This is a genomic window from Propionibacterium acidifaciens DSM 21887 (assembly GCF_000426605.1).
Lineage (GTDB): Bacteria > Actinomycetota > Actinomycetes > Propionibacteriales > Propionibacteriaceae > Propionibacterium > Propionibacterium acidifaciens.
Map to the genome: position 1 here is coordinate 1 of NZ_AUFR01000026.1, position 17,444 is coordinate 17,444.

At 71.9% G+C, this 17,444-nt stretch carries 8 protein-coding genes, 1 tRNA gene and 1 pseudogene; 1 reads left to right on the top strand and 9 read right to left on the bottom strand.

All coding sequences use genetic code 11. From position 1 onward, the window contains the following. The gene (locus tag K336_RS17085) at positions 1-2,499 is read right to left on the bottom strand and encodes a helix-turn-helix transcriptional regulator (RefSeq protein WP_051245586.1); all 2,499 of its coding nucleotides are present in this window, start codon (positions 2,497-2,499) and stop codon (positions 1-3) included. A 662-nt stretch (positions 2,500-3,161) separates the two neighbouring features. On the opposite strand from K336_RS17085, the gene K336_RS0109300 reads away from it, so the two are divergent. Further along, positions 3,162-3,235: transfer RNA gene (locus K336_RS0109300), tRNA-Ile, on the top strand. A 220-nt stretch (positions 3,236-3,455) separates the two neighbouring features. Here K336_RS0109300 and K336_RS15705 read toward each other — a convergent pair. The 8 genes and pseudogenes from K336_RS15705 to K336_RS0109345 form a co-directional block, all read right to left on the bottom strand. After that, on the bottom strand, positions 3,456-3,956 hold the full coding sequence (locus tag K336_RS15705) for a DUF3566 domain-containing protein (RefSeq protein WP_051245588.1): 501 nt from the start codon (positions 3,954-3,956) through the stop codon (positions 3,456-3,458). A 158-nt stretch (positions 3,957-4,114) separates the two neighbouring features. After that, complete coding sequence (gyrA, locus tag K336_RS0109315) at positions 4,115-6,730, bottom strand: DNA gyrase subunit A (RefSeq protein ID WP_028706876.1); 2,616 nt, start codon at positions 6,728-6,730, stop codon at positions 4,115-4,117. 63 nt (positions 6,731-6,793) lie between these two features. Next, on the bottom strand, positions 6,794-8,770 hold the full coding sequence (gyrB, locus tag K336_RS0109320) for a DNA topoisomerase (ATP-hydrolyzing) subunit B (RefSeq protein ID WP_226906084.1): 1,977 nt from the start codon (positions 8,768-8,770) through the stop codon (positions 6,794-6,796). Positions 8,771-9,409: 639 nt separating this feature from the next. Next, the gene (locus K336_RS0109325) at positions 9,410-10,102 is read right to left on the bottom strand and encodes a DciA family protein (protein ID WP_411431123.1); all 693 of its coding nucleotides are present in this window, start codon (positions 10,100-10,102) and stop codon (positions 9,410-9,412) included. A gap of 209 nt (positions 10,103-10,311) precedes the next feature. Next, a pseudogene (recF, locus tag K336_RS15710) lies at positions 10,312-11,451 on the bottom strand (DNA replication/repair protein RecF); the annotation flags it as partial. 7 nt (positions 11,452-11,458) lie between these two features. Next, positions 11,459-12,610, bottom strand: a complete 1,152-nt coding sequence (gene dnaN / locus K336_RS0109335) for a DNA polymerase III subunit beta (RefSeq protein ID WP_021796412.1) — start codon at positions 12,608-12,610, stop codon at positions 11,459-11,461. 210 nt (positions 12,611-12,820) lie between these two features. After that, positions 12,821-14,515, bottom strand: coding sequence for a nitrite/sulfite reductase (locus tag K336_RS0109340; RefSeq protein ID WP_028706878.1), 1,695 nt, complete (start codon positions 14,513-14,515; stop codon positions 12,821-12,823). 383 nt (positions 14,516-14,898) lie between these two features. Beyond that, on the bottom strand, positions 14,899-17,442 hold the full coding sequence (locus K336_RS0109345) for an ABC transporter permease (protein ID WP_051245590.1): 2,544 nt from the start codon (positions 17,440-17,442) through the stop codon (positions 14,899-14,901). Positions 17,443-17,444: the final 2 nt, after the last annotated feature.

Sequence of the window (17,444 nt, forward strand, 5' to 3'; positions counted from 1 at the left end):
TCAGATCATGCCGAGGGCCTGGCCCATGAGCACGGCCGAGGCCCGGTCGTGGACGCCGAGGCGCTTGTACATCTGCTTGGCGGTGGAGCGGATCGTCTCCTTGCCCAGGCCGAGGTCGGTGGCGATGCGGCCGAGCGTCTTGCCCTCGGCGAGGCCCCGGAGCACATCGACCTGCCGCGGCGTGAGACGGACGGCACCGGCGGACGGCCAGTCCCCGGGCCCGTCCACGCGCAGGCCGGCGAGTTCCCGGTAGGGCCGCCCGACGGCCTCGAGGACGGGCCGGCGCGCCGCGTCGGGCAGCAACGCCACCGCGCCGAGCGCCTCGGACCAGTCGTAGAGGCGCAGGATCATGCCCGCCAGGTCGTCGGGGTCGGGCCCGCCGGCCACCGCGCCGAGCTTGAGGCCGTAGGCGATCATCCGCCAGCGGCTCGTCGTCGTCGACATCGCCAGGACGCGATCGACGAGGGCGCGCACCGTCTCCCGGTGGCCCTGGACGAGCTCGACCGAGGCGCGGATGACGAGCGCCATCTCGGACGGGATCGACCCGTCCTCGAGCCGGCGCTGGGCCTCGTGCAGCCGGCCCTCGCGCGCATCGATCATGGCGAGGGTGGCGTGCAGGGGCCACCACTCGAAGGGCCACAGGTCGCTCCACCGGGCGCGCCCGAGGAAGGCCTGGAGCCACTGGTAGGCCGGCAGGGTGCCGCGGTTGACGAGCAGCGCCCACCCCTCGGCCTCGACCTGGAGCGGGGCGAACGGGGCGTTCGGCGAGATCTCGGCGCTCGACAGGCCGTCGGCGTCCCAGTCTTCGCCGTAGCGGGAGGCGATGCGGATGAGCTGTTCGGGCAGTTCGTCTCGGGAGCCGCTGATGGCGACCAGCCGCCCGTACTCCTCGATGTAGAGGCGGGCCTGCTCGTGGAGGGCCGTCTTGCCGGAGAGCACGGCGTTACGGGCGGCCATGCCGAGCATGAGGCCCGGGTAACCGACGACGTCGACGCGGCTCCGCGCGCAGATGCTGGCGGCCATGCCCAGGCAGGCCTGGGCGTCGGACAGCAGCGCGGTGAAGAGCATGCCATCGGCCATGCCCATGAGGCACATCGCGAGGACCGCCGAGTCGTCCGTGAAGCGGGCGTCCAGGCGGCGGTGCCGCGTGCAGGCCTCCAGGTGCCGGGAGACGCGCTCGGTGAGCACGCTCTCAGCCGACAGCGCGAAGCGCCGCACGTCCTCGACCGAGTCGGGGCGCAGGGTGCTCAGGCCGAGCGCGAGCCTGCCCCTCAGCTCCTTGATGAGCGGGTGGACGGACTGCTCGTCCTCGCCGTCGACGAGGTGGGCCAGTTCGAGCCAGGGCAGCGGCAGGAACGGCGCGTTGGGCCGCCAGGTGCCCAGCAGGAACTCGCGGGCGTAGGCGATGTGCGTCCACACGGCGGGCACCTGGTCGCCCCAGGCATCGGCGAGTCCGAGGCGCTCGTTCGAGGCGAAGGTCGCCAGGATGTGCATCGAGGCGGCCAGCACCCGGTCGAGCAGGGACCAGTCGCGGATCATCGTGAGGATGCAGATGCGCACCGCGTCGGGCACGGGGACGGTGCGGTCGGCCATCGCCATCCGGAGGCGCCGGCGCCAGAGGCGGGCCGGGCTGTCCGGGTCGATCATCATGCGCTCGACGAGCTGGGCGGCGAGGAGGATCGGGAAGCCGGGCTCGCTCGTGCCGGGCCGTGTGATCGCGCCGTTGAGCCGTGCCCGGCGCACCTCGGCGGGGGTGATCCTGCGGTTGAGCAGGTACGAGGAGATGCCGGCCATCATCGGTTCGGAGATGAAGTACGCCCAGGCGTGCAGGAGGACGAGCGGCTCGTCGGCCAGGCGGGGGTAGGCGCGGTCGGCCCAGGCGGCGGCCGCGTCGGCGCTCCGGCCGGGCGCGGGGAGGGCCCCCATCCGCACCCACTGCTGCGTGAGGTCCCGGTCGTCGTGGGCGTCGAGGTCGAGGAGGAAGGCCTCGAGGAGCGCCGGGACGCCGCCGGTCACGCGCAGCGCGCGGAAGCGCCAGGCGCTGTCGACGGCCTGCGCGGGGCCGATCTCGGCGAGGGTCTGTGAGTCGATGACGAGCGAGCTCGACCCGAGGACGACGTCGAACATCGCGTCGAGGTCGGCGCCGGGCCGCCTGTCCACGGCCGCCGCCACGATGATCGAGTGCTGCGGGACGCGGGTGCAGTCGCCGGCGGCGAGGACGGCCCGCAGCAGCTCGTCCAGCTGCTCGTCGAGGCCGTACCACTCGACGAGCAGCGGCCCGCTCTGGTCCCTGAGCGCCGCCGCGAGGGACTCGACGTCGGAGGCGGCCCGCACCGTCACGACGGTGCGGGGACCGGGGCCCTCGGTCTGCTCCAGCGCCCGGCGTGTGGTCTCGATCGGGAAGAACTCCTGCGGCGCATGGATGATCGCGCGGTCGACCATGCCGAGGGACACGGCGAGTCGAGGCGCCAGGGCGCTGATGACGTCGACATGCTCCATGACTCGCTCGGACCTTCCTGCGGTCTCCCGCTGTTGGGCTCCGCACAGCGGGCGCTGCGCTGGGAATCGAGCACGACGACAGGGGGCCTGCTGCCGCGGGGTTCCCGGGCCCGAGAGGGTGGGGGTGCTCGAACCCTGGCGAACGGATGCTCGCGGAATCTTCTTCTGTATGCCCGGATCTGCGGACGGCGTTCTCCTGCAGAACGAAACATCGCTCCGGACCACCGGGGGTGGTGGGGACCGACAGGCAGGATTTCCCCCGTCCACCGTCATTTTATCCCGCCTACGGCGTGTTGCCTTGTCCTGACGCGTGGCGGGCGTCGGGATGACGAAATTTCCGGGCACCCTGGCCCGTTCTGCCGCGGCACGGGCGGTCGTCGCCCTCCCCACCCCTGGTTCACCCATCAGGGACGCCTCCGGGGTCGACCCCGTCCCGGCCCCGTGGTCAGGCCCGTGGTACGGGTCCGGCCAGCACCGGAACCGGCTACGGGACGCCGCTCGGAGGCCGGCCCACGGCGCGGGGTCCGACCCGTACGGAGGCGGTCCGGTCGGGGACGACCCGGTCCTCCGACGGCCCGTCATCCGGCGGTCGGCGACGATTTGGGCCCTGCGCGCGCCGTGCTGTACAGTACTAGCTCGGTGCTGCCGGTGGCGGCACCGATGGGCCTATAGCTCAGTTGGTCAGAGCGCGTCCCTGATAAGGACGAGGTCACTGGTTCAAGTCCAGTTAGGCCCACCCGACCGTCCGCCGCTCGTCGGCGAGCTTCTTGTCATCAGGACCCGACCCGTTCCCGGAGCGGCGCGCCGGGGGCTCTGGGAACCTCGCCGACCGGAAGAACCCCGCAACGCACCGTCCCATGGCGCCCGCTGCGCGGGGTGTCCGCCGAGGAGGGCCGCATCATCCGCGCCGCGGGCGGGAAACGCCCGACGGCGGGGGCGCGTGGGCAGCCGGGCGCTCAGTCCTCGGCGAGGGTGACCTCCAGGCCCCCGATGACGTTGGCGGCCAGGTTGTACAGGAAGCTCAGCAGCGTGCAGACGGCTGTGATGAACACGACGTTGAGCACCGCGACGATGGCGGTGAAGCCGAGCACGCGCCACTGGCTGACGTAGTTCGACAGCTCGAGGCCCGAGCCCGAGGAGCTGCCGACGAGGGCGGTCAACGCCTCCTGGGCCTGGTCGAGGGCGCCTGACAGGGAGATGATGCCCCACACGACCCACACCGCGATGAACAGGATGATGCCGGCGGCGATCGAGAACAGGAACGAGGTCTTCATCACCGACCAGGGGTCGAAGCGCGCGATGCGCAGCCGGGCCTTGCGGGTGGGGCGGCGGACGTTCCTGCCGGTGCCCGACAGCTTCACGCCGATGCCGCCCGCGGACGCGTCCACGGTCTGGCGCTGCACGATGCGCGTCCGGTCGGGGTCCTGCTCGGCGGACTTCGCCTTGGCCTTCGCCATTGGTCCTCCTGAGTTCTGGCTCGTGAGTTCCTGTTCGTGGCCCGTTTCGCGGGCGTCCTGATGACCGGCTGGACGCCCGAGGGTTGGAGGCCGGCCGTAGACACCGTTTCCCTGGCGTCCTGATGACCAGCTTCTCACACCCGGGTGCGCCGCGCCCGTCAGCTCCGACCAGCGTCGGGACGCCCGGCCCCGGCGTCGGCGGTCTCGGGGGGCTCGTCCGGGCCTGCGGGCCCGACAGCCCCGGGGGGTTCGGCGGCGGGCTCCTCGTGCTCCGGATTCAGGGCGATCGCGATGACCTCGTCCCCGCCCCGCACGCCGACGAAGCGCACGCCCATCGTGTCGCGGCCGGTCGGGTTCACCTCGCCGACGGACGAGCGCGTCACCTGGCCGGAGGCCTTGATGGCGATGATCTCGTCGCTCGCGCGGACGACGAGACCGCCGACCAGCCGGCCGCGGTCGTCGTCCATGCGCATGGCCCTGATGCCGAGGCCGCCGCGGTTCTGCACGCGGTAGCCGCCCACCGGGGTGCGCTTGGCGTAGCCGCCGTCGGTGACGGTGAAGACGAACAGCCCGCCCTCGTCCGTGCCGGCCGGGATGATGCCCATGCTCAGCAGCTCGTCCCCCTCGCGGAAGCGCATGCCCGTCACGCCGGAGGTGGTGCGGCCCATCGGGCGAAGCTGCTCGTCGGTGGCGTGGAAGCGCAGCGCCTGGGCCCGCCGGGAGACGAGCACGATGTCATCGTCGGCGTCGACCAGCTCGGCGCCGATCAGCTCGTCGTCGGCGTCGCGGAAGTTCAGGGCGATGAGGCCGGCCTGGCGGGGCGAGTCGTAGACGCTCAGCGCCGTCTTCTTGACCAGGCCCCTGCGGGTGGCCAGGACGAGGTACTGGGCGTCCTCGTAGCCGTGCAGCGCCAGCACCTGGGCGATCCGCTCGCCGGGTAGGAAGCTGAGCAGCCCGGCGACGTGGCCGCCCTTGGCGTCGCGGCCGCCCTCGGGCAGCTGCCAGGTCTTGATGCGGTAGACGCGGCCCATGTTCGTGAAGAACAGGATCCACTGGTGGTTCGTCGTGGCGAACAGGTGCTGCACCTCGTCGTCGGCGCGCAGGGTGGCGCCGCGCACGCCGCGGCCGCCCCGGCGCTGGGGGCGGTACTGGTCGGTGCGGGTGCGCTTGGCGTAGCCGCCGCGAGTGATCGTCACGACCATGCCGTCGTCGGGGACGAAGTCCTCCTCGGAGAAGTCGCCCTCGGCGGCGATGATCCTGGTGCGGCGCTCGTCGCCGTACCTGTCGACGATCTCGCCCAGCTCGGTGGAGATGATCCGACGCTGGCGGTCCTCGCTGGCGAGGATCGCCTTGAGATCGGCGATGAGGGCCTCGAGCTCGGTCAGCTTGTCGAGGATCTTCTGGCGCTCCAGGGCGGCCAGGCGGCGCAGTTGCATGTTGAGGATGGCCGCGGCCTGCACCTCGTCGATGTCGAGCAGCTCCTGGAGGCCCTGGTTGGCGACCTCGGAGTTCGGCGAGCGGCGGATCAGCGCGATGACCTCGTCGATCATGTCGAGGGCCTTGGCCAGGCCGCGGTAGATGTGCGCCTCCTTCTCGGCCTGGTTCAGCTGGTAGCGGGTGCGGCGCTCGATGACCTGCAGCTGGTGGTCGACCCAGTAGCGGATGAACTGGTCGAGGCTCAGCGTGCGGGGCACGTTGTCGACGAGTGCGAGCATGTTGCAGCCGAAGGTGTCCTGCAGCTGCGTGTGCTTGTACAGATTGTTCATCACGACGCGCGGCTGGGCGTCGCGCTTGAGGACGATGACGAGGCGCTGGCCGGTGCGCGTCGAGGTGTCGTCGCGGATGTCGGCGATGCCGCTGATCCGCCCGGAGTTCACCAGGTCGGCGATCTTCTGGGCCAGGTTGTCGGGGTTGCACATGTACGGCAGCTCGGTGATGACGAGCTGCGTGCGGCCCTTGGCGTCCTCCTCGATGCTGATGACCGCGCGCATGATGACCGAGCCGCGGCCGGTGCGGTAGGCGTCCTCGATGCCCTTGCGGCCCACGATGAGCGCGCCGCCCGGGAAGTCGGGACCCTTGATGCGGGCCATCGACGCCTCGAGCAGCTCCTCGTCGGTGGCCTGCGGGTGGGCGAGGAACCACTGGACCGCCTCGTCGACCTCGCGCAGATTGTGCGTGGGGATGTTCGTCGCCATGCCGACGGCGATGCCGGTGGAGCCGTTGACGAGCAGGTTCGGGAAGCGGGCCGGCAGAACGGTCGGCTCGGTGTCGCGGTTGTCGTAGTTGGGCTGGAAGTCGACGGTGTCCTGGTCGATGTCGCGGACCATCTCCATGGCCAGCGGGGCCATGCGGCACTCGGTGTAGCGCATGGCCGCGGCGCCGTCGTTGCCCGGGGACCCGAAGTTGCCCTGCCCGTTGACGAGCGTGCAGCGCATCGCCCACGGCTGCGCCAGGCGGACGAGGGTGTCGTAGATGGCCGAGTCGCCGTGCGGGTGGTACTTGCCCATGACGTCGCCGACGACGCGCGAGCACTTGTTCCAGCCGCGGTCGGGCCGGTAGCCGCCGTCGTACATCGTGTAGATGACACGCCGGTGCACGGGCTTGAGGCCGTCGCGCACATCGGGCAGGGCGCGCTCGACGATGACGCTCATGGCGTAGTCGAGGAAGGCGCTCTGGATCTCGCCCTTGAGCCCGACGGTCTCGATCGTGCCCTTGCCGGGTCCGACCAGTTCGTCCTTGCCGCCGTCGTTGGCATTGTTCGAGTTGTCGCTCATCATTCTTCCTCGATTCGGGGATCGTGCGCGCCGGGTGCCGAGCGGGGACCGGGTGCCTGGGGACTACGCATCGATGAAACGGACGTCCTTGGCGTTGCGCTGGATGAAGCGCCGGCGCTGCTCGACGTCCTCCCCCATGAGGATCTGGAACATCTGGTCGGCCTGGGCGGCGTCGTCGATGCTCACCTGGAGCAGGATGCGGTTGTCCGGGTCCATCGTGGTGGACCACAGGTCCTGGGCGTCCATCTCGCCGAGGCCCTTGTAGCGCTGGATCGGGTTGACGTTGGGCAGTTTCTTGCCGGCCGTCAGGCCCGCGTCGCGCAGGGCGTCGCGCTCGGCGTCGGAGTAGGCGAGCTCGTGGGGCGAGTTCGTCCAGCGCAGTCGGAACAGCGGCGGCTGGGCCAGGTAGACGTAGCCGCCCTCGATGAGGGCCGGCATGAACCGGAAGAGCAGCGTGAGCAGCAGCGTGCGGATGTGCGCGCCGTCGACGTCGGCGTCGGCCATGAGGACGATCTTGTGGTATCTCAGCTTGTTGATGTCGAACTCCTCGTGCACGCCGGTGCCGAGGGCGTTGATGATGGCCTCGATGGTGTCCGACTGGAGGGCCCGGTCGACCCGGGCCTTCTCGACGTTGAGGATCTTGCCGCGCAGCGGGAGGATCGCCTGGGTGCGCGGGTTGCGGCCGCCCTTGGCGGAGCCGCCGGCCGAGTCGCCCTCGACGATGAAGATCTCGCACTCGCCGGGCTCGTTGCTGGAGCAGTCGGCGAGCTTGCCGGGCAGCGCGCTGGAGCCGAGCAGGCCCTTGCGGTTGCGGGCCATGTCGCGCGCCTTGCGGGCGGCGATGCGGGCGCTGGCGGCGGCCTGCGCCTTGCGGACGATCTCCTTGCCCTCTCCGGGATTGCGCTCCATCCAGTCGCCGAGCCGCTCGTTGACGGCCCGCTGGACGAAGCCGCGGGCCTCGGTGTTGCCGAGCTTGGTCTTCGTCTGGCCCTCGAATTGCGGCTCGACGAGCTTGACCGAGACGATGGCGGTGAGACCCTCGCGGATGTCGTCGTTGGAGACGCGGTCCTCGCGCTTCTTGATGAGGCCCCAGGCCTCGCCCCACTTGTTGACCGTGGTGGTCAGGGCGGTGCGGAAGCCCTCCTCGTGCGTGCCGCCCTCCTGGGTGTTGATGGCGTTCGCGAAGGTGTGGAGGCTCGTCGTGTAGCCGGAGTTCCACTGCATCGCCACCTCGACGCCCATGCCGAGTTCGGCGGAGTGGGCCTCGACGTCGATGACCGGGGAGAGGGCCTCGCGGCTGCCGTTGAGGTAGTTGACGTAGTCGACCAGGCCGCGGTCGAAGCGGAAGACCTCGTGCAGCGGGGAGCCGTCCTCGTCGACGTGGCCGGCGCGCAGATCGGTGATCTCGATCTGCAGGCCCTTGTTGAGGAAGGCCATCTCGCGGAAGCGGGTGGCCAGGGTCTCGAAGCTGAAGTTCGTGGTCTCGAAGATCTCGGCGCTCGGGTGGAAGGTGATCGTCGTGCCGGTCGTCGTGCTGCTCTCGAGCCTCTCGACCGGGCCGGTGGGCTCGCCGAGCACGTAGTCCTGCGCCCAGTGGTAGCCGTCGCGGCGGACGTCGGCGCGGAAGCGCTCGGACAGGGCGTTGACGACCGAGGAACCCACGCCGTGCAGGCCGCCGGAGACCTTGTAGCCGCCGCCGCCGAACTTCCCCCCGGCGTGCAGGACGGTGAGCACGAGGGTCAGCGAGCTGATGTGCTCGACGGGGTGCTCGGTCACCGGGATGCCGCGGCCGTCGTCGCTGACGCGGCAGCCGCCGCCGTCGAGGAGCTCGACCCGGATGGTCGAGCAGTAGCCGGCCAGGGCCTCGTCCACGGCGTTGTCGACGATCTCGTAGACGAGGTGGTGCAGGCCGCGCTCCCCTGTGGAGCCGATGTACATGCCGGGGCGCTTGCGAACGGCCTCGAGGCCCTCGAGGACCTGGATCTCCGAGGCGCCGTAGTCGCCGTCGACCGAGTCATCGGCGCTCTCCGTCAGGACGATGTCATCGCCGCCGGCGGGGGTGGAGTCGGCCGTCTCGGGGTCGACGTCTTCGTTCAGCTCTTCGCTCACCGGATGGTGCTCCTGTCCGTCACGGGTGTGCACGGGCGCCACCCAGCGCCCGATTCTACCAGTAAGGGGCGCCCACCCCGAGGCTTCCGCGCCCCGATGCGACACCTCTCTACCCGCTGAAGGCCTTGGAACGGCCCTCTGCGGCGATCGACCCCTTCTCGCGTGGGGGACCCCGCGTCATGTCGGGATCCCGCGCGGCATCCGCCGTCCCGTTCTCCGGGGCCCGAACCGCGCCCGGTCCTCGCGCCCCGTCGTCCTCCTCGGCCCGCACCACGCCCCGCCACCCTGACCGACCCGGTCCTTGACCCGCCCCGCAGGTCCTGTACCTCTCTCCCCTCCGGGTCCCGCCTCCTCGTCCCCGTCCCCACCTCACGTTCGCGCCGGGACCCGGGACATGTCCGAGGCAGGAACGCAGACGTGAGGTGGGGACGAGGAGGCGGCAGGCGGCAGGCCGCCGTGAGCGCGGGATCGTGGACTGTCGTACGCCGGGCGGGCCTATGCGGGGCGGCAGGCCGCCGTGAGCGCGGGATCGTGGAATGCCGGACCGAGCCGACAGGACGGGGACGGGCACTACCCGTAGGTGTCCCGGGGCCCGCGCCCCGGCACCGAGCGGGGACCATGGTGCCAGCTGGGGGCGCTCGGGCCCCGGACGTCGACGAGGGTGACGGCACCGTCGCCGAGGCGACGGTTGAGCTCCGCGACGAGCTGCGGGGCGATCGCGCGCAGGGCACTGGCCCAGGTGCTCGACTCGGCGCGGACGACGAGGACTCCGTCGTGGTAACTCTCGGGCGTCGAGTGCCGGGCGTTGGAGGGACCGACGAGTTCGTCCCAGCGCTGGACGACGAGTCGCAGCCCGATCTGCCGGCGCCAGCCCCGGGCTGCGATGAGCTCGTCGACGGCCGCGCCGAGCGGCTGCGGGTCGCGGGCGTCGGGACGCGGGCCCGAGCGCTGCTCGCCGGTCACGCGACGACGCCGGCGGCCCCCGCGGCCCGGCCCCAGACGCGCCGGGGGCAGCAGCCCGGACAGCCGGTGGGCGACCCGGCTCGCCACGTCGAAGCCCTCGGGATCGTGCTGCTCGACCGGGTCCGGGACGACCCTGAGGTGACGGCCCCCGCCGGAGGCGGCGCCGGTCATGGAGTCCTCGTCCGCGCCGGGCGCGGAGGCACCGCTGAACTCCCCGGAGCCGAAGCCGCCCGAGCGCGCGGCGTCCCGCCCGCTCCCCCCGGGCCCGGGGGCCGGGCCGTCGGGGCCGCGGGTGCTCATCGGCCGTCCTCCTCGTCCCGGTCATCCGGGGCGCCGTCCTCGTCGGCGCCATCGGGCACGGGGGGTGCGGGCCCGTCGCGGTCGCACCCGTCATCGCCGTCACCGCGGGCGCCCTCCCCCTCACCGGGCCCCTCGGGCCCGTCGAGGTCCACGACGCCCGGGCCGCTGAGCACCGAGACGCGCTCGGGCACCGCCGCGACGCGCATCGCGACGTCGAGACGCAGGCCCTCGAGCCGGGCGGGGACGTCCTCGGCGACGGCCGCCGTGACGATCACCTGCTCGGCGTCCGCGACGGCGTCGGCGAGCCGGTCGCGTCGGGTGGCGTCGAGCTCCGCGAAGACGTCGTCGAGCACGAGGACCGGTTCGATGCCCTCGGCGCGCAGCATCCGCAGGCTGCCCAGGCGCAGGGCGAGCGCCAGCGACCAGCTCTCGCCGTGGCTGGCGTAACCCTTGGCGGGCAGCGGGCCGATGCGCAGCTCGACGTCGTCGCGATGGGGCCCCACGAGCGAGACGCCGCGGAGGCACTCGTCGTGGCGGCGGGCGGCCATCTGACGCCGGAGCAGGTCGTCGAGGACGGCGGGGGCCGGCGTCCCGGGACGGCCGTCGTCGTCGGGGGCGCAGAGCTCGGCCAGCCCCGGCAGGGAGGACTTGTAGCCGATCCCGGCCACGTCGTTGACGGGGGCGATCGCCGCGTAGGCGGCGCGGGTGGGGGCCAGCAGGTCGGCGAGCGTGACCAGACGGGCGGCGAGCAGCTCGGCCCCGAGACCGGCGAGGCGCTCGTCCCAGACGTCGAGGGTGGCCGCCGAGCCCCCGCCCGGCCGGCCGCCGCGCCTGGCGAGCTGCTTGAGGAGGGCGTTGCGCTGACGCAGGGCGCGCTCGTAGTCGGCCTTGACGGCGGCCATGCGCGGCCAGCGGGTGACGATGAGGGCGTCGATGAAGCCGCGCCGATCGGCCGGGTCGCCCTTGACGATGGTCAGGTCCTCGGGGCTGAAGACGACGGTGCGCAACGCGCCGACGAGGTCGCGCACCCGCCGCTGCGGGACGCGGTTGATGCGGGCGCGGTTGGGCCGCCCGGCATTGAGCTCGATCTCGAGGAGCAGCCGGCGGGGGTCGTCGGCGCCGGCCACGACGACGGCGCGGATGATCGCCTGCTCCGTGCCGGCGCGCAGCAGCGGGGCGTCAGAGGCGACGCGGTGCGAGCCCAGCGTCGAGAGGTACTCGACGGCCTCGACGAGGTTCGTCTTGCCGTGACCGTTCGGACCGATGAGCAGGTTGACGCCCGGCCGCAGCGCCAGCGAGACGGCCCGATAGCTGCGGAAGTCAACCAGCTCGAGATGATCGACGAACACGATCGGCTCAGCCGGGCAGCCTCATGAGCATGATGACGTGCCTGTAGTCGGCGTCGGGCTCGCCGTCGAGCTCGGGCAGGCCCTGCACCAGACAGGGCTTGCCGGGGGCGGTGAAGGAGAACTGGACGTAGGGCTGGGTGAGCGCGCCGAGGGCGTCGGACAGGTAGTGCGGGTTGAAGCCGACGGCCGTGACCTCGTCGCCGCCGCGTGTGATGACGGCCTCGACCGCCTCGGTGGCCTGGGCCTGGTCGCCGGTGGCGGCGTCGAGCGCGATGCTGTCCTCGTCGATGGCCATGCGCAGCGAGGTGTTGCGCTCGGCGACGAGCGAGACGCGCTTGACGGAGTCGATGAGCTCGGCGGTGCTGCAGCGCACGACGACGTTGCCCCTGATGTCCATGAGGTGGCGCACCTTGGGGAACTCGCCGTCGAGCAGGCGGGTGGTGAGCTGGCGGGTGCCGTTGAGCCCGTCGCCCTCGAAACCGATGAGGCCCTCGCCGGCCCCCTCGCTGGCCAGGGCGAGCTGGACGGTCTCGCCGCTGCTCATCGAGCGGGCCGCCTCGCCGAGCACCCGGGCCGGCACGAGCGCCGCGCCCTCGGCCCCGGTGGTGGCGGGGTTCCAGGTGAGTTCCTTGAGGGCCATGCGGTAACGGTCGGTGGCCAGCAGGGAGAGCCGGTCGCCGTCGATCTCCAGGCGCACGCCCGTAAAGACGGGCAGCAGCTCGTCGCGGCCGGCGGCGATAACCACCTGGGCGACCGACCTGGCGAAGTCCTCCGAGACGACCGAACCGGTGGCGGCGGGCATCTCGGGCAGGTCCGGGTAGTCCTCGACGGGCAGCAGCTGCAGTGTGAAGCGGGCCGAACCGCACACGAGCTCGACGTTCGAGGCGCCGGCGGTGAGCCGGACGGGACGATCGGGCAGCGACTTGGCGATCTCGGCCAGCAGCTTGCCCGAGACGAGCACCTCGCCCGACTCGTCGACCTGGGCGCCGATGGTGATCCTCGCGCTCGTCTCGTAGTCGAAGCCGGACATGACGACCTGGTCGCCCTCGGCACGCATGAGCAGGCCGGCGAGGATCGGGACGCTGGGACGGCTGGGCAGACTGCGGGCCACCCACGCGACCGCCTCGGCCATGACACCGCGATCAACTGTGATCTTCACTGTGCTCCTCGTCCTGTGAGAACCGGTTCGGTTGACGCCGCTCGCGCGGGCGAGCGGCGGTGCTTGCATCATATCGACTCGACTGGCCACCCGGACCGCAGCGCACAGGCCGGGGCGGTGCCGACCCCGCCCCGACGCCCGCTGAGAGGGTCGTCCACAGTCGACCGCAGTTGTGCACAACATCTGTGGACAACCCCGGCGCGGCACGTCTCAGCGCAGTGCGGCCTCGTCGACGCGGTGCGACCACTGGGCGAAGGTCTCGTCCCCGTCCCGGCCGGCCAGGTAGCGGCGCACGACGCGTTCGACGTAGTCGGCGACCTCGTCGGCCGTGACGCGCAGGCCGCGCACCGTGCGCCCGAAACCGGCCTCCGGACGGCCCATCGTAGCCAGCCCCCCGCCCAGGTGCACCTGGTAGGCGAAGCCCTCGCCGCCGTCCGTCCGGGAGAGCTGCCCCTTGAGCCCGATGTCGGCGAGCTGGATGCGCACGCAAGAGTTGGGGCAACCGTTGACCGCCAGGCCGATCGGCGGGTCGATCCCGACGCCCTCGAAGCGGCTGTCGAGTTCGGCCGCGAGCGCCGTGGCCGCGGCCTTCGTCTCGACGAAGGCGAACTTGCAGTACTCGATGCCGGTGCACGCCATCGTCGCGCGGCGGAAGGGCCCGGGTCGGGCGGTGAGCCCGAGGGGCTCCACCCGGGCCAGGAGGTCCGTCACCCTGTCGGGCGCGACGTCGAGGACGACGAGCTTCTGCAGCGGGGTCGGGCGCACGCGGGCGCCGCCGGCGACCTCGACGGCATCGGCCAGACCCGCCAGCACCTCGCCGGACAGGCGCCCCACCCGGGGGGCCAGACCCACGTACCTGCGACCGTCCTTCTGGTCGTGCACACCGATGTGGTCGGGATTGCCGACCGACAGCGCCGGAGCGGGGCCGTCGGTCAGACGCCGGCCGAGGTACTCGTCCTCGAGGACCCGGCGGAACTTCTCGACGCCCCAGTCGGCGAGCAGGAACTTCAGCCGGGCGCGATTGCGCAGCCGCCGGTGACCGTAGTCGCGGAACAGGCGGACCATCGCGTACCAGACCTCGGGGCCCTCCTGCTCGGTGCAGAAGACGCCGAGCCGCTCGCCCAGTCGCGGCGAGGTCGACAGGCCGCCGGCGACCCACAGGTCGAAGCCGGGCCCGAGCCGCGGGTGGACGACGCCGACGTAGGAGAGGTCGTTGATCTCGTGGGCGATGTCGAGGCTGGGGTGGCCGGTCGCGGCCGTCTTGAACTTGCGGGGCAGGTTCGCCAGCTCGGGCCTGCCGAGGTAACGGCGGGCGATCTCGGCGAGCATCGGGGCGGGGTCGATGATCTCATCGGCGGCCACGCCCGCGACGGGCGACAGGAGGAAGCCGCGCGGGGTGTCGCCGCATGCCTCGACGGTCCGCAGCCCGACCGACTCCAGCCGCCGCCAGATCTCGGGCACGGACTCGATCTCGACCCAGTGGAACTGCAGGTTCTGACGGTCGGTGAGATCGGCAGTGCCCCGGGCGAAGTCGCGGGAGATGCCGGCGAGGACGCCCAGCTGCTCACCGGTGAGCGCGGCCCCGTCCAGGCGCACGCGCATCATGAAGTGGCGTCCGCTCAGCTCGTCGGGGCCGAGGGTGCCGGTGCGGTGGCCGTCGATGCCCTCGGCGCGCTGGGTGTACAGGCCCCACCAGCGCATGCGCCCGTGGAGGTCGTCGGAGGGGATCGAGTCGAAGCCCCGCTTCGAGTAGATCCGCTCGATGCGCTCGCGCACGGCCAGCGGACTGCCACCGGCCTGCTTGAACTCCTCGTTCGGGTTGAGCGGGGCGCGCCCGTCGACGGCCCACTGGCCGTTGCTGCGTCGCGGTCGGGACGGCGTCGCCGCGGAGGTCGTGTTCGCCATGGTGTCTCATGCCTCCTTCGCGGGGCCGGATGGCCCCGCTGTGGTCCGGTGTTCTGCACAGGGTCGCGGATCGGGCGGACGGTTCACGGGAGCGGTGGGCCACGCACCGGTGCGCAGGGCCGCGCCGGTGGGGCGACCGGCCGGTGACCGCCGTCGGTCCGAGGACAAAGTCGTGGTCCCCGAGTGTTCAGGGGCGCCGGTCGGTCAGCAACACAGCGCGCCGGCGACGAGGCACAGGTCGACGTGCCTGCGCTGCACCAGGTCTTCGCTGCGGGACATGACCCAGACACTAGGGACCGCGGACGGCCCGCACCGTGCTCGTCCGCACCGTGGACGGGGTGTCGCGATCGGGCCCGGGGCGACCGGATCCCCGGGTGACGGGGTCATTCGCTGGCGATGGCCTGGAGCATGGCGAGCCGCGCCGCCTTGCGGGCGGGCCACAGGGCCGCCACGACGCCGACGAGGACGGCCGAGGCGAGGTAGACGCCGATCGTCGGCCACGAGATCGCCAGCACCGTGAGGCCCTGCCCGATGAGCACGTGCTGGAGGGCGATGCCGAAGCCGACGCCCATGAGGACGCCGAGTACGGCGCCGAGCACGGCTATGGTGACCGACTCCAGGGTGATCATCGTGCGGATCTGCCGGCGCTTCATGCCGACGGCCCGCAGCAGGCCGATCTCGCGGGTGCGCTCGATGACCGACAGGGCCAGGGTGTTCACGATGCCGAGGACGGCGATGACGATGGCCAGGGCCAGCAGGGCGTAGACCATCGTGATGACCCGGTCGATCATCGCGGTGCGCTCGGCCGCGTAGTCGTCCATGGACTGCACGACGATGAGCGGATCCGAGTCGGTGACGGACCCGATCCTGGTGCGCAGCTCGTCGACGGTGACGCCCTGGGCCGCGTCGACGGTGAGGAAGGCGTCCGCGTCGCCGCCGCCGAACTGCTCCACGGTCGTCAGATTCGTCACGACGTCCGCACTCGTGGCGCCGTCGGCCGGTTCGAAGACGCCGGTGATCCGCAGCGTGATCGGCAGCGGAGCCGCGGCGTCGAGCAGGGTGATCGTGTCGTCGACCGCCAGGCCGTTGGCGTCGGCGAAGCCCTTCTGGGCGATCGCCGTGTTCGGGTCGTCGCTCATCCGGCCCGAGAGCATCTCCTCGGATACGATCCTGTTGAAGTCCCCGGCGGCGAAGGCCCCGAGGAGCAGCGGCTGCTGCCCGACCGTCATGGCGACCACCTGCCGTTCGGGGTGGACGTCGGCGACGCCGTCGAGCGCGGCGATCCGCTCCGTCGTGCCCTTCGGCAGGGGATTGTGGTTGACCGGCCTGACGATGAAGTCGCCGCGCAGGTCCTCGTGCACGGACCGGCGGATCGACGCCGAGGCCGAGGAGCTCATGATCGACAGCATCGTGACGAGCATCAGCCCGATCATGAGGGCCGAGGCGGTGGCCGCGGTGCGGCGCGGCTGGCGGATCGAGTTGAGCTCGGCGAGCCTGCCGGACTCGTGGAACAGCAGGCGCCACAGGCGTCCGAGCAGCCAGATGAGGGGCCTGCCGACGACCGGGCTGGACAGGGCGACGCCGATGAGGACGGCGAAGGCGCCGATGCCGAGGACCCACAGGTGGGCGTCGAAGGCGCCGAGCGCCCCGGCGACGACGCCCGCTGCGCCGACGACGGTGCAGACGGCACCGACCCGGGCGCGACGGCCGAGGCCCTCGGCGCCGGTGGAGAACTCGCCGCTCATGGCGGCCACCGGCGGCACCCGGGAGGCCCTGCGGGCCGGCCCCCAGGCGGAGAACACGGTGACGACGACGGCGAGGACGAGTGAACCGACGACGTTGGCGGGACTGGGCATCGGCACGGAGCTGCCGAGCTCCATGCCCAGGGCGGCGACGACCCGGCTGATGCCCCAGGCGAGGACGGCGCCGAGGACGATCCCGGCGGCGCCGCCGAACAATCCGATGACGACGGCCTCGAGTACGACCGAGTCGCGCACCTGGCGGCGGGAGGCGCCCAGGGCGCGGTAGAGCGCCAGTTCGCGGCAGCGCTGGGCGACGAGGATCGAGAAGGTGTTGACGATGATGAAACCCGCCACGACGAGGGCGATCGCCGCGAAGACGCCGAGGAAGACGTTGATGAAGCTCATCGCCTCGTCGATGGTGTCGGAGATCTGCCCGGCGGTCGTCTCACCGGTGGTGGCCTGGAGGCCGTCGGGCAGGACGGCGTTGACGGCGTCGTTGACGGCATTGACGTCGAAGCCCTCGGCGACGGTGACGCCGATCGTGCTGTAGCCGCTGGAGCCGTCGAGCAGCAGCCGGGAGGCCGTCGCCTCGTCGAAGAAGAGGTAGCTGGCTCCGGCCGTGGCGCCGTGGGCGTAGCCGGCGGCGCCGACGATCGTCAGCTGCACGCGCGAGCCGTCGGAGGCGAGGACGGTGACCCGGTCGCCGACCGAGTGGCCGGAGTCGGCGAGCGTGGCCGGGTCGACCGCCACCTCGTCGTCCGCAGTGGGTGCCCGCCCCTGCTCGACCTGGAGACCGGTCCGGTGGCCCATGGACGGTTCGCCGTGGTAGTTCATCGCCACGCTGGTCGTGGAGGCCCCGGCGATCCGGCCGCCGGTGTCGAGGAGGTAGACCCGGTCGGAGGCCGAGATGATGCCCGTGGCGCTCTCGACGCCGGCGACCCCCCTGACGGTGTCGAGTTCACCGGCCGGGACGGTGGCCGCGGCGGAGCCCGAGACGGAGCCCGCCGCGGTGCCGAGACGGCTGTCGTCGGAGCGCACCGAGACCGAGATGTCGGTGAGCGATCCCCGACTCATCGAGTCGAAGCTGTCGGACAGCATCGCCGTGTAGGTGAGTGTCCCGGACATGAACGCGATGCCGAGCACGACCGACAGCGTGGACAGCACGAGCCGCAGTCTGTGGCCCATGA